This is a genomic window from Vulcaniibacterium tengchongense, from assembly GCF_003814555.1.
Taxonomy (GTDB): Bacteria; Pseudomonadota; Gammaproteobacteria; order Xanthomonadales; family Xanthomonadaceae; genus Vulcaniibacterium; species Vulcaniibacterium tengchongense.
This window is the reverse complement of record NZ_RKQN01000001.1, coordinates 709230-721887: the sequence shown is the minus strand read 5'-3', so window position 1 is coordinate 721887 and position 12658 is coordinate 709230. Positions and strand designations below refer to the sequence as shown.

The following is a 12658-nucleotide window of genomic DNA, read 5'->3' as shown; positions in this document are numbered from 1 at the left end:
CGGAAAACGAAGGCGTCGCCGCCGGCCGTCGGAAAACGACGGCCGGCGGCCGCTGGCTCAGAAGTTGAAGCCCAGGGACAGCTTGAAGGTGCGGGTCGGCAGGGCCTGGACCGTCGGACGCCCGAAGTTCTCGTTCGGATCGTTGAAACCGCCGTACCAATCGTCGTAGCCGATGTAGTTGGCCCAGTCGAACACGTTGAAGATGTCGCCGCGCACCCACATGACGAACCCGGCGCCCGTGTCGAAGTTCTTCTGCACGGCCAGATCGACCTGCTTGAACCCGAACGTGCCGCTGGGCTTGTACTGGTCGATGAAGCAGTTGTCCGGGCGGTCGACGTCGAGGCAGTTGGTCGCGTAACGGGGCGCTTGCGACGCCAGCGTCAGCTTGCCGGAGAACGTCATGCCCAGCGGGCCGTCGTAGATGCCGGTCGCCACGAAGCGGTGCTCGGGCACCTCGGCCTTGTTCCAGCCGTAGTCCTCGAGCGTCGGGTAGTCGAGCGAGAACGCCTCGGGCGATTCGCGCATCTCCTTGGCGCGCATGTAGGTGTAGGCGAAGGTGACGCCCCAGCCCGACTCGGCGGTGTAGGGCTTTTCCGCCTTCAGGTACAGCGAACTGGTGCGGGTCTTCAGGCCGTTGGTGCCGAGGATCAGATTGCCGAAGCCCGGGAACCCCTGCCCCCACGGCTGCCCCCAGCGGAAGCCCGGGGCGAAGAAGGTGCCGTCCGGACGGCGGTTGCCGAGCAGGAACGCGAAGCCGTCGTGCCCTTCGACGTACGACAGCGTCGCGTCCGTGAGCCATTCGCCGACGGTGTTGCGCATGCCCAGGCTGAACTGGTCCGTGTAGGGCACCTTGAGATTGTTGTCGAGCACGAAGACCTCGCGCCCCTCGCCGGTGGTCGACGCCAACGTGGCCAGCACCGCCGGGTCGTAATAGGCAGGATCCCAGGCGATGCAGCGGATCGTCGGGTCGTTCCCGCGCGGGCAGGTGCCGTCCTCGCGGATGAAGTCGATGTCCACCGACGGGAACGTCGACTTGGTGATCTCAAGCTGCAGCCAGTCGAACAGGTTGCGGTCGTACGCGCGGCCGACGCCGCCGTAGACCACGTGCTCCTGGTCGGCGTTGAGGTCGTAGGAGAAGCCCAGGCGGGGCTGCCAGCCGTCCTTGAACGACTTCCGGTTGTGGCCGGTGCTGATGTAGTCCTCGACGTTGATGCCCGAATTCGGGTTGTTCAGCGCCGTGGAGGAACGCAGCGAAGCGGCGACGTCGGCCGGCGTCACGTAGTCCAGGTAGCTCGGGCTCTCCTCGTAGTCGTAGCGCAGGCCGAGATTGAGCGTCAGCTTGTCGTTGACTTCCCAGTCGTCCTGGAAGTAGATGCCGTACTGCTTGTTGCTCGACTCGGCGTTGCCGTCGCCGACGCCCGGCAGCACGGTGCCGAACTTGACGTGGATCGGCCGGGTCCAGCTGCCGTTGATGTCGTAGGTGAACTGCGGGTAATAGGGCTGGCGCTCGCTCGCGCGCACGTCCACGTCCTTGAACTTCACGCCCATCTTCAGCGTGTGGCCCTGCCAGCCGGTGAAGGTCAGGTCGTTCTGGAACCCCCAGCCCTTCTGCCCCTTGTCCTGGAAGTCGGAGCCGGCGCCGGTGCGGACGATCACGTCGTTGAAGTTGGTGCCGTCGCTGAGGATGTACGCCACGCCGGCGGTGCTCGGGCTCGGGTTGTAGCTGGAATCCTCGAAGGTGAGGTGCGCGTCGTTCAGCCACGGGCCGTTGGTGTACTGGTAGCGCAGGTCGCCGCGCTTCTCTTCGTTGAGCTTGGCGGTGCCGTAGCTCGGCAGGTTCTGCCCGCCGATGTTGGTGATCTCGCTCTCGTCGCGGTACTTGCCGCTCAGCTCGAAGTAATGGTTCTCGCCGATCAGCCAGTCGATCTTGGCGAAATAGAGGTCTTCCTTGAACGGCGCGCTGAACAGCCCGGAGCCGGCCTCCTGCTGCAACGCGGGCGGCAGCTCCGGGATCTGGAAGCCGCGGCCCGGCTCGAGCGTCCTGGGCGACTCGTACTCCTTGGCCTCGTAGGCGAGGAAGAAGTGCGCCACGTCGCGCAGGATCGGACCGCCGAAGGTCGCGCCGTACTGCGTCTCCTTGGTTTCGGTCTTTTCGCCTGCACGCTCCTCGAACACGCTGCGCGTGCGCCAGTCGGTGGCGGTGTGGTCCCAGAAGAAGCTGCCCTCGAACTCGTTGGTGCCCGAGCGCGTGCTGGCGACGATCGCCGCGCTGTTGAGCTGGTCGAACTCGGCCTTGTAGTTCTGGGTGATGACCTTGTACTCGCCGATCGCCGACTGCGGGAACGGGTTGCCGCGGCTGGAGTCCTGACCGCTGATGCCGCCGCGCAGCACGTAGTCCTTCTGGCCGACGCCGTCGATGTAGACGTTGATGCCGTTCGGGTTCGACGCGCCGGAGCGGATCCGGGTCGAACCTTCGGTGCCTCTCTCGAACATCACGCCGGGCACCAGGTCGGCGAACGCCAGGAAGTTGCGGGTACCCTGCGGCAGCGCCTCGATCTGCTTGTTGCTGATGTAGGTGGCGATCTCGGACGTCCTGACTTCCGGCAGCAGCTCCGAAGTGACCGTGACCGCATCCAGCTCCGTCGCCTCGCCCGGCGCCGCGGTCTCCGGCACGCCGCCGGCGGAGAGGTTCAGCGTCGCGGTCTGGCCGACCTGCAACGTGACCGTGCGCGAGGTGCTGCGGCCGTCGGCGACCGCGTCGATGCGGTAGGTGCCGGGCGGCAGGCCGCCGATGTTGTAGCTGCCGTTGCTGGCCTGGACCTTGCGGGTGAGGCCGGTGGCGAGGTTGGTGACGGTGACGTCGGCCTGGCCGGCCGGCGCCGAGTCGACCGTGATCTGGCCGCGGACGGTCGCGGCCGTGCTCTGCGCCAGCGCCGCGGGGGCGGCGATGGCGAGGCAACTGGCCAGCGCGCATGCCAGCAGGCGCGGCACGGGCCGGCGGTTTTGCAGGGGTTGCGACTTCATGGTGCTGTCCTCTCTCCCAAAAGCACGGTTATGGTTGGAATCGTTTACATGCAGCGACACGAGCGGCCCTCTCGAGGGGCGTTTTCAGGAAGGCGATGCGCCGCGCGCGCCGCTGGACGCGCGCACGATGAGCTCCGTGGCCAGCGGGCTGGAGCCCCCGGCCGCTTCGCCCGCGATCCTTGCGATGAGCAGGCGCGCGGCGCGCGCGCCGAGTTCGGCGATGTTGACCCGGATCGTGGTCAGCCCCGGGTGAACGTAACCGGCCAACGGAATGTCGTCGAAACCGGCGACGGCGATGTCGGCCGGCACGCGCAGTCCGGCCTGGGCGAAGGCGAACATGCAGCCCAGCGCCATCATGTCGTTGGCGGCGAACACCGCGTCCGGACGCGGCGCCGCGGCGAGCAGCGCCTGCCCGGCGCGATGCCCGGAGGCTTCGTCGAATTCGCCCCGCAGCTCCCACGGCTGCGACTGCGGCAGCAGGCGCGCGATCGCATCGCGGTAGCCGCGCAGGCGTTCGTGCGCGTCGAAGTTGTCTTCCGGCCCCGAGAGGAAGGCGATGCGGCGATGCCCCTGGCCGACCAGATGCCCGACCATGGCCACGGCGCCGCCGTAGTTGTCGACGCCGACCACCGGCTCGTCCGCGGCGGGCCGGCTGTTGATCAGCACGCGCGGCAACGCGGCGTCGAGGTCGGCGCGCATCGCCTCGCTGCCGCCGACGTAGGGCGCCATCGCCAGCAGCCCGTCGACCCGGCCGCGCATCGCGCCCAGCGCGGCGCTCTGTTCGTCCGGATCGCCGTGGTAGCTCGACACCAGCAGGTGCAGGCCGTGCTCGCGCGCGACCTGGTCGATGCCGCGGATCAGTTCGGAGAAGAACTCGCCGTACAGGTCGGGCAGCACCACGCCGATGGTCTGGGTGCGGCGGCTGCTCAGGCTGCGCGCGGCGGCGTGCGGGGTGTAGCGCAACTCGCGCGCGGCGGCGAGCACGCGCGCGCGCACCGGGGCGGCGACGTTGCCATGGCCGTTCAGCGCGCGGGACACCGTCGCCACCGAAACCTGGGCCATGCGTGCGACGTCTTTGATGGTTACGTTGGCCACGCCGGGCGAGCCCCCTTGACGAGGTGAAACGCACTGTAATCGTTTACAAACGCCGATGTAAAGGCGACGTTATCTTGCATCGCAGCGTGCGCTCGCGATGCGCGCAAAGCCCTGCGGGCGCTGGTTCGCGCTCCGCGAATCATGCTGCAACGCGGCAGAAAAGGAATGCGGCGGCGCAGCAAACCCGCCTCGCCGGCGACTCACGCGCCCTCGCCCGCTTCCTCCGGGGTGCGCGCGCGGATCGCCAGCGCATGGATGTCGGTCTGCATCAGCCCGCCCAGGGCGGCATACACCGCGCGGTGCCGCGCCAGCGGCGCCAGCCCGGCGAACGCGGCGCTGACGATCTCGACCCGGAAGTGGCCGCGTCCGTCGGCGGCGCCGGCGTGGCCGGCATGGCGGTGGCTTTCGTCCACGACATCGAGCGAAGCCGGCGCCAGCGCGCGTCGCAGCGCATCCTCGATCGCGGCAACGCGGCGCTCGCGCGGCAGCGGGCCGCCGCTCATGGCAGCACCTTGCGGAACGGACGCACCTCGACCCGCGAGTACACGCCGGCGGCGACGTACGGATCGGCCTCGGCCCAGGCGCGGGCCGCGTCGAGCGATTCGAATTCGGCCACGATCAGGCTGCCGCTGAACCCGGCCGGGCCCGGGTCCTCGGCGTCGATCGCCGGGCACGGCCCCGCCAGCAGCAGGCGCCCCTGCTCGCGCAATGCCTGCAGCCGCGCCAGGTGCTGCGGCCGCGCCTGCTGGCGCTTGGGCAGCGCGTCGGCGCCGTCGTAGCCTTCGATCAGATACCACATCGCTGCGTCCGCTCCTCTTCTTTCTTGTCTTGCAGTGCTCGCGGGCCATCCGCGCGAATGAATTGTAGCCAGCGGGCTCCGCGCCGCCGCTGGACAGGGCCGGGACAAGCCCGTACCCTAGCCGCACAGCCCAAAGGCCGGACGCAGCGGCCCGTCGCGACAGGCTCCCCACTCCGTCGCCACGCCAGCACATCACGTGCGTCGCTGCTTGCCGTGGCCCGCGCCCGCAGCCCTGCCGCCCTGTGCCGCCACCCGCGCGTGGCGCGCCGGTCGTAGCCGTTCGGACGCCGCGCCGAGATCCAAGCAGTCCGTTGCATCCGATGGCGGCCCCGCAGGCCGCCAGCACCGTAGCGATAGCAGTGCCGAGGCCCGGAGGGGCCGGCTCCGAATGACCGAAGAACGCGCAGCCGACGCGAGCGAGCAAAACCCGGCCCCCGCGCACCCGCAGCAGCAGGAAATGCCGCTGGCGGTGGTGCATGGCCAGCCGGTGCTGCAGATCCCGCAGGACCTGTACATCCCGCCCGACGCGCTGGAAGTGATCCTCGAGGCGTTCGAGGGGCCGCTCGACCTGCTGTTGTACCTGATCCGCCGGCAGAACCTGGACATCCTCGACATCCCGGTCGCCGAGATCACCCGCCAGTACATCGACTACATCCAGACGATGCACGAGATGCGCTTCGAGCTGGCGGCCGAGTACCTGGTGATGGCCGCGATGCTGGCCGAGATCAAGTCGCGCATGCTGCTGCCGCGGCCGGCGGCCGCGGAAGGCGAGGAGGAGGACCCGCGCGCCGAGCTGGTCCGCCGCCTGCAGGAGTACGAGCGGTTCAAGAAGGCGGCCGAGGACCTGGACGCCCTGCCCCGGCTGGAGCGCGACACGGCGCCGGTGGCGGCCTTCGTGCCGGACCGCGCCGCGGTGCGCTTGCCGCCGCCGGTGGAGTTGAAGGAGATGCTGCTGGCGCTGCACGACGTGCTCAAGCGCGCCGAACTGTTCAGCCAGCACGCGATCAAGCGCGACGCGCTGAGCGTGCGCCAGCGCATGGGCGAGCTGCTGGAGCGGATGAAGGACGGCGCCTTCCACCGCTTCGAGGCGCTGTTCGCCGCCGAGGAGGGCAAGCTGGGCGTGGTGGTGACCTTCCTCGGCCTGCTCACCCTGGCCAAGGAGCAATTGGTGGAGATCGTCCAGGAAGCGCCGCTGGCGCCGATCTACGTGAAGTCGCTGGCGGTGGCCAAGGACCCGTCCGAGATCGAACTGTCCAGCGAGTTCGACGCGCCGGCGGCGAACGACGACGCGCAGGCCTGACCCGCCCTCGCCGGCGGCGAACGGGAACGCCGCCGCGCGAACAGCACGACCCGGAAGGCACGCGGTGGCGCCGCGCGGCATCGTGGGGAAACAAGCGAGAAAGCCAGAGTCCGCATGGATCAACAACTCATCACCCGCATCGTCGAAGCCGCCCTGCTCGCGGCCAACCAGCCGCTGACGCTGGCGCAACTGCACGCATTGTTCCCCGAGGAGCAGCCGGCGCCGGCCGGCAGCGTCGAGCAGGCGCTGGAGGCCCTGCGCGAAGGCTGCGCCGAGCGCGGCATCGAACTGGTCGAGGTCGCCTCCGGCTTCCGCTTCCAGGTCAAGGCCGACGTGCACCCGTGGGTGGCGCGGCTGTGGACCGAGCGCCAGACCCGCTACACCCGCGCCACGCTCGAGACCCTGGCGCTGATCGCCTACCGCCAGCCGATCACCCGCGGCGAGATCGAGCAGGTCCGCGGCGTCGCGGTCAGCAGCAACATCATCAAGGCGCTGGAGGAGCGCGAGTGGATCCGCGTGGTCGGCCACCGCGACGTGCCCGGCAAGCCCGCGCTGTACGGCACCACCAAGGCCTTCCTCGACTACTTCGGCCTCAAGCGCCTGGACGAGCTGCCGCCGCTGTCGGAGCTGAAGGACATCGGCGAGCTGGAACCGCAGCTGCCGCTGGAGGAGCGCATCGCCGCAGGCGGCATCGACGCCGGCCAGGACACCGGCGCCGGCGACGACGGCGCGCAAGCGGCCGCGGACGACGGCCGCGCGCCGGGCGCCAGGGCGGCCGACGCGGCGGCCGCGGCCGGCGAAGCCGCGGGCGAGAACGAAAGCGAAGACACCGGCGAGGCCTTCCCGGCCGAGCCATCCGAATCCGCCAGCGATGGCGACCCCGAAGCCGCGCCGGGCGAGCGCGCGGCGGACGCGAACGATCCCGAAGCAGACACCCCCGCCGTCGAGACGACGACCGTTCCCGAACAGATGGACGCGGCCGCAACGGCCGAGTCGGAGCAACACAGACATGACTGAAGCCAAGAGCCGCAAGCTCACCCTCAAACGCAACGACGCCGCGGCCGAAGCGCCGCGCCTGGAAGAGCGCCTGCACAAGGTCCTGGCCCAGGCCGGGCTCGGTTCGCGGCGCGCGCTGGAACAGCGCATCGCCGACGGCCTGGTCAAGGTCAACGGCGAGACCGCCCAGGTCGGCATGAGCGTCCGCAGCGGCGACAAGATCGAGATCGACGGCCGCCAGTTCGTCGCCAGCGCGCTGACCGATCCGCCGCGCGTGCTGATGTACAACAAGCCCGAAGGCGAAGTGACCACCCGCGAGGATCCGGAAGGCCGCCCGACCGTGTTCGAGGCGCTGCCGGCGCTGAAGGGCGCGCGCTGGATCGCGGTCGGCCGCCTCGACATCAACACCACCGGCCTGCTGCTGCTGACCACCGACGGCGAGCTGGCCAACGCGATGATGCATCCCTCGTTCGAGATCGAACGCGAGTACGTCTGCCGCGTGCGCCCGCCGGAAGGCCAGGAGCGGGTGCCGGACAACCTCGTCGACCGCCTCGCCCGCGGCGTCGCGCTCGAGGACGGCCCGGCCAAGTTCGACGAGATCGAGCGCATCGGCGGCAGCGACTCGCACGACTGGTTCCGCGTGGTGGTCAAGGAAGGCCGCAACCGCGAGGTGCGCCGGCTGTGGGAATCGCAGGGCTGCCAGGTGAGCCGGCTCAAGCGCATCCGCTACGGCGCCGTGGCGTTGCCGCGCGAGCTGCTGCGCGGCCAGTCGCAGGAACTGCCCAGCGACAAGGTCGAGGCGCTGCGCCGCGAGGTCGGGCTCGAGGACGGCGCGCCGTCGGCGCTGACGCTGCAGCCGGTGATCGGCCAGCGCAAGGCGACCAAGGCCACCATCGACCTGACCGGCCGGGGCCGCGCCCAGGGCTACGTCAACGGCCACAACATCGCCGACGAGGGCCGCGAACTGCGCCGCTTCGACCACGTGCGCGACGAGCGCGGCCGTGGCCGCAAGGCGCACGGCGGCCTCACCGTCAGCGGCGAAGCCGCGGCCAAGCAGGCGCAGAAGCCGTTCAAGCAGCGCAAGCAGAAGGGCCCGAAGCCGCTGCCGGAGGGCAACCCGGCCGCGTTCCGCACCTGGTACGTGCCCGACGGCGTGGAAACCGGCCCGAGCGGCCACCGCAACCCGGACCAGCGCGGCAAGAAGCCGTACGGCAAGGGCCGCGGCGCCGGCGCCGGTGCGGCGTCGCGCGGCCCGGGCCAGGGCAAGGGCGGCCAGCGCGCGGCGCGGCCGTACGGCGCGCCCAGCTTCCCCTCCGACCACGCCACGCCGGGCGGCTTCAATCCGTACGGCGACAAGCCGCGCGGCGCACGTCCGAACGGCCGCCCCGGCGGCCGCCCGAGCGGGCGCCCCGGCGGTTCGCGCGGCGGCGGGCGTCCCGGCGGCCAGCCCGGCGGCGGCCGCGGCCAGCGCAGCGGCGGATGACGGCGGCCGCCGACGGCCGCGCAGAAAAAAGCTCGAGGCGCCCCGTGGCGCCTCGAGCCGGTTTGGACGCCCGCCCGGCAGGCGGACGCGCGTCCAAGTGCGTTACAGCTTGGCGGTGCCGTCCGCCGGATCGACGGCGGGATTGGCCGCCGGAGCGGATACGCCGGCATAGTCGACCACCAGCGCGACGCGGCGGTTGTCGCGGCCGGCGTCGCCGACCGCACCCGGGCGCACCAGGCGGTTCTTGTCCTCGCCGTAGCTGACCGCGCGCACCTGGCCCGGGGCCAGGCCGCCGCTGGCGACAAGGTAGTCGCGCACCGCCTCGGCGCGGCGCAGGCCCAGGCGCTTGTTGTAGCCCGCCGGGCCGGACGGGTCGGCGAAGCCTTCGACGGTGATCAGCGCATCGGAATGGTTGCTGCGGATGACGCGGGCGAAGTCGTCGAGCAGCGGCTTGTCCTGCTCGCTGAGGGTGGCGTCGTCGGTGGCGAAGTGCGCGCCGGTCTCGACCCGCACCCGCCCGGCGAGCTGGGTCACCAGCGCGTCATGCTTCTGCGACAGCGCGTCGAGCTGGGACTGCAGGCGCTGGTCGGTCGCGCGCAGGTCGGCGACGGTGGCGTCGAACTCCTCGCGCTTGACGTAGTGGTTGCAGCCGCTGAGGGCGATCGTGGCCAGGCCGAGAGCGAGGGTGGTGGTGCGAACGGAAAGAAGCATCGATATCTCCTTCGGAAGAAGCCAAACCGGCGCACGGGGGAATGCGCGCGGCGGACGCGCAGGACCGGGGGATCGCTGCGGCCGTGAACGTCGTTTTGGGAATGAAGCGGCGCCAGCGGCGCGAGGTGCAATCGGTTCATGGAGTGAAGGTGCGGGTATCAATCGCACAGCGCTTGTTAAACGGGCGTTGGATGAACGCGCGAAAACAGCGCCGCCGCGCACGCTTTGGCGGCGCGTTCAGGCCGGAGACACGCTTTCGCATGCCGGCGTTCACGAATGCGAAAGAAAGCGTCGCGTCGCAGGGTGCACGGATGTCGGCGGCCGCGCGTCGGGCGGCTGCCGCCGCGTCGGCGGATGGCGCCGCGAAACCGGGCCGGTGGACGCCCGCTCCGCCCCGGCGGGGCGGGCGCGCATGCGCGCCGCCGCGCGCCTCAATGCCGGCTCAGGCTCGCCACGTACGGATGGACGAGGCGCTCGAAATCGCTCCACTCCATCAGCAGCAGCTCGCGATGGGTCCCGGCATTGAAGGCGATCTGCCCATCCTCGTCGGCGAGGCTGTCGGCCGCGTACACCTCCATGCCATACAGGTTGCCGAACGGCGGCATCGCACCGACCTCGCACTCGGGGAAGCGGTCGCGGAACTCGGCCTCGCTCGCCAGTCCGACCTCGCTCGCGCCGCTGACCTCGCGCAGGCGCGCCAGGCTCAGCCGTTCGTCCGCGGGCAGCACCGCCATCGCCAGGCGGCCGTCGAGCCTGACCATCACCGTCTTGGCCATCTCGTGGCGATCGATGCGCGCGCTGAACGCGGTGGCCTCGGCGGTGAACGCGCGCGGATGGGTCAGGGTGTCGTACGCCACCCGGTGGGAGTCGAGAAACGCTTCGAGCCGGGACATGGACATGGCCGCCTCCAGGAACGGGAGGCCGGCGGCGTCGGTCGAGCGGCGCGGCGCGCCGGCGTTCGGAATGGGCCGCATGCGCGGCCGAGGCCAGTGTAGCCGGGCCGTGTCGAGCCGACGTGGTGACGCGGCGCCCGTGCGAAGCGCGCGGCGGCTCCGCCCTTGCGCCTGCGTTTTCCGCCTGCGGCGGTCAGCCCTTCAGTTCGAACGCATCGGCGTCGAGCATCGCCGGGAAGCGCCGGCGATGCGCGAGCAGTTCCTCGGCGAGCAGCGTCGTGGTCGCCACCACTTCCTCGTCGGTGCATTCGCTGGCCGGGTGGCCGAGGAAATCCAGCACCGCGCTGTCGCCGGCGTAGTGCAGGCCGTTGCCGTCGGTACCCACGCGGTTGACCGCGGCGACGTAGCACAGGTTCTCGATCGCGCGGGCGCGCAGCAGGGTCTTCCAGGCGTAACTGCGCGCCGACGGCCAGTTGGCCACGTAGATCGCCAGGTCGTAGTCGAGGTCGCCCGGGCGCTCGACGTCGTAGCGGTTGCGCGAGAACACCGGGAAGCGCAGGTCGTAGCAGACCAGCGGGCAGATCCGCCAGCCGCGCCATTCCACGGTCAGGCGCGGGCGGCCGGCGGCGTAGCGCTCGTGCTCGCGGGCATAGCGGAAGAGATGGCGCTTGTCGTAGGCGCGCAGCGCCCCGTCGGGCTGGACGAACAGCAGGCGGTTGAACACGCCGGCGTCGGTGCGGATCTGCACGCTGCCGGTCACCGCCGCATCGAGCCGGGCCGCCTGCTCGCGCATCCAGGCCACGGTCGGCCCGTCCATGGTCTCGGCATTGCCGATCGCGTCGTTGGAGAAGCCGCTGGTGAAGGTCTCCGGCAGGATCACCAGGTCGGTCGTGCCGTGCAGCGGCGCGATCAGCTGGCCGTAGTAGTCGCGGTTGCCGGCCGGGTCGTGCCAGCGGGTGTCGCCTTGGACGAGGGAGACGCGGAGGTTGTGCATGGCGGGATTGTGGCGGGTTTCGCGTGAACGCACGAGGCGGTCTTCGTCGCTCCCGCGAAGGCGGGAGCCCGGTGTCTTCAGCTTGTCTTGCCCGATCGCCCGCTTTCGCGGACGGCGGCGATCAGAGCTTGCGCAGCCGCTCGATCGCCGCGTCCAGGGTCGCCTCGTTCTTGGCGAAGCACAGGCGCGCCAGGCGCTGCCCCGGCGGCGGGTTCTCGTAGAACGGCGACAGCGGGATCGCCGCGACGCCGTGTTCGACCGTGAGCCAGCGGCAGAACGCGGCGTCGTCCAGCTCGCTCACCGCCGAGTAGTCGACCAGTTGGAAGTAGCCGCCCGGCACCGGCAGCGGCTTCAGCTTGGTGCCGAGCAGCTGCTCGCGGAAGCGGTCGCGCTTGGCCTGGTAGAACGCGCCGAGCCGCTCGTAGTGCTCCGGTTCGGCCTCGATCATCTCGGCGAACGCCCACTGCGCCGGGGCGAAGGTGCAGAAGGTGTTGTACTGGTGGACCTTGCGCAGCTCCGCCGACAGCGCCGGCGGCGCGATGCAGTAGCCGACCTTCCAGCCGGTGCAGTGGTAGGTCTTGCCGAAGCTGGAGACCACGAACGCGCGCTCGCGCAATCGCCGGTGGCGCAGCGCCGATTCGTGGACGCGGCCGTCGAACACGATGTGCTCGTAGACCTCGTCGGAGAGCAGGTACACCTGCGGCGCGTCGGCCAGCAGCGCGCCCAGGGCGGCGATGTCCGCGGCGCCGAACATCGCCCCGGACGGGTTGTGCGGCGAGTTGACCATCAGCAGGCGCGTGCGCGGGGTGACCGCGGCGCGCACCGCGGCCCAGTCCGGCGCGAAGGTCCGCGGGTCCAGCGGCACGTGCACGGCGCGGCCGCCGGCCAGGTCGATCGCCGGCTCGTAGGAGTCGTAGCACGGGTCGAGCACGATCACCTCGTCGCCCGGATGCACGACCGCCGCGACCGCGTCGAAGATCGCCTCGCTGGCGCCGGAGGTCACGGTGACCTCGGCGTCCGGGTCGGGCCGGTAGCCGTAGCAGCGCTCGGTCTTGGCGGCGATGGCCTGGCGCAGCGCGGGCACGCCGGTCATCGGCGCGTACTGGTTCCTGCCTTCGCGCATGGCCCGGTCGAGCGCGCGGACCAGGCGCTCGGGTACGTCGAAATCCGGAAAGCCCTGGCCGAGGTTGACCGCGCCGTGTTCCAGCGCGAGTTGCGACATGACGGTGAAGATGGTGGTGCCGACCTTGGGCAGCCGGGTCTGGGGGGGCATCGCGAGGATCGTGGGGAATGCGGGGAGAGCGGCAGTGTACGGAGCCCGGGCCGGCCGCGTCATGGCCATCGCTCATCGCGACGCACCGCC

The 12658-nt window shown here is 70.7% G+C and carries 11 protein-coding genes; 3 read left to right on the top strand and 8 right to left on the bottom strand.

What is annotated here, in order from left to right; translation table 11 throughout:
• Positions 1-57 precede the first annotated feature (57 nt).
• The 4 genes from EDC50_RS03350 to EDC50_RS03335 form a co-directional block, all read right to left on the bottom strand.
• On the bottom strand, positions 58-3024 hold the full coding sequence (locus EDC50_RS03350; RefSeq protein WP_123769034.1) for a TonB-dependent receptor: 2967 nt from the start codon (positions 3022-3024) through the stop codon (positions 58-60).
• Positions 3025-3108: 84 nt separating this feature from the next.
• A complete protein-coding gene (locus EDC50_RS03345) occupies positions 3109-4119 on the bottom strand; it encodes a LacI family DNA-binding transcriptional regulator (RefSeq protein WP_277872361.1) in 1011 nt (336 codons plus the stop codon).
• A gap of 200 nt (positions 4120-4319) precedes the next feature.
• Entirely contained in the window at positions 4320-4622 is a 303-nt protein-coding gene (locus EDC50_RS03340) for a BolA family protein (RefSeq protein WP_123769032.1), read from the bottom strand.
• The gene (locus tag EDC50_RS03335; RefSeq protein ID WP_123769031.1) at positions 4619-4918 is read right to left on the bottom strand and encodes a YciI family protein; all 300 of its coding nucleotides are present in this window, start codon (positions 4916-4918) and stop codon (positions 4619-4621) included. Before EDC50_RS03335 ends, EDC50_RS03340 begins: the two co-directional genes overlap by 4 nt.
• A gap of 388 nt (positions 4919-5306) precedes the next feature.
• Here EDC50_RS03335 and EDC50_RS03330 point away from each other — a divergent pair, with 388 nt between their 5' ends.
• The 3 genes from EDC50_RS03330 to EDC50_RS03320 all read left to right on the top strand — a co-directional run bounded on the left by EDC50_RS03330 (position 5307) and on the right by EDC50_RS03320 (position 8697).
• Positions 5307-6218 carry a segregation and condensation protein A gene (locus tag EDC50_RS03330; protein WP_123769030.1) on the top strand — a complete coding sequence of 304 codons (912 nt, stop codon included), beginning with the start codon at positions 5307-5309 and terminating at the stop codon, positions 6216-6218.
• 114 nt (positions 6219-6332) lie between these two features.
• A complete protein-coding gene (gene scpB, locus EDC50_RS03325) occupies positions 6333-7235 on the top strand; it encodes an SMC-Scp complex subunit ScpB (protein ID WP_123769029.1) in 903 nt (300 codons plus the stop codon).
• Positions 7228-8697 carry a pseudouridine synthase gene (locus EDC50_RS03320; RefSeq protein WP_123769028.1) on the top strand — a complete coding sequence of 490 codons (1470 nt, stop codon included), beginning with the start codon at positions 7228-7230 and terminating at the stop codon, positions 8695-8697. The genes scpB and EDC50_RS03320 overlap by 8 nt, the downstream gene beginning before the upstream one ends.
• Before the next feature lie 102 nt (positions 8698-8799).
• On the opposite strand, the gene EDC50_RS03315 is transcribed toward EDC50_RS03320, so the two are convergent.
• The 4 genes from EDC50_RS03315 to EDC50_RS03300 form a co-directional block, all read right to left on the bottom strand.
• Entirely contained in the window at positions 8800-9408 is a 609-nt protein-coding gene (locus EDC50_RS03315; protein WP_123769027.1) for an OmpA family protein, read from the bottom strand.
• A gap of 431 nt (positions 9409-9839) precedes the next feature.
• Complete coding sequence (locus EDC50_RS03310) at positions 9840-10307, bottom strand: aminoacyl-tRNA deacylase (RefSeq protein ID WP_123769026.1); 468 nt, start codon at positions 10305-10307, stop codon at positions 9840-9842.
• 187 nt (positions 10308-10494) lie between these two features.
• Positions 10495-11295 carry an amidohydrolase gene (locus tag EDC50_RS03305; RefSeq protein WP_123769025.1) on the bottom strand — a complete coding sequence of 267 codons (801 nt, stop codon included), beginning with the start codon at positions 11293-11295 and terminating at the stop codon, positions 10495-10497.
• 121 nt (positions 11296-11416) lie between these two features.
• Complete coding sequence (locus tag EDC50_RS03300) at positions 11417-12568, bottom strand: pyridoxal phosphate-dependent aminotransferase (RefSeq protein ID WP_123769024.1); 1152 nt, start codon at positions 12566-12568, stop codon at positions 11417-11419.
• Positions 12569-12658: the final 90 nt, after the last annotated feature.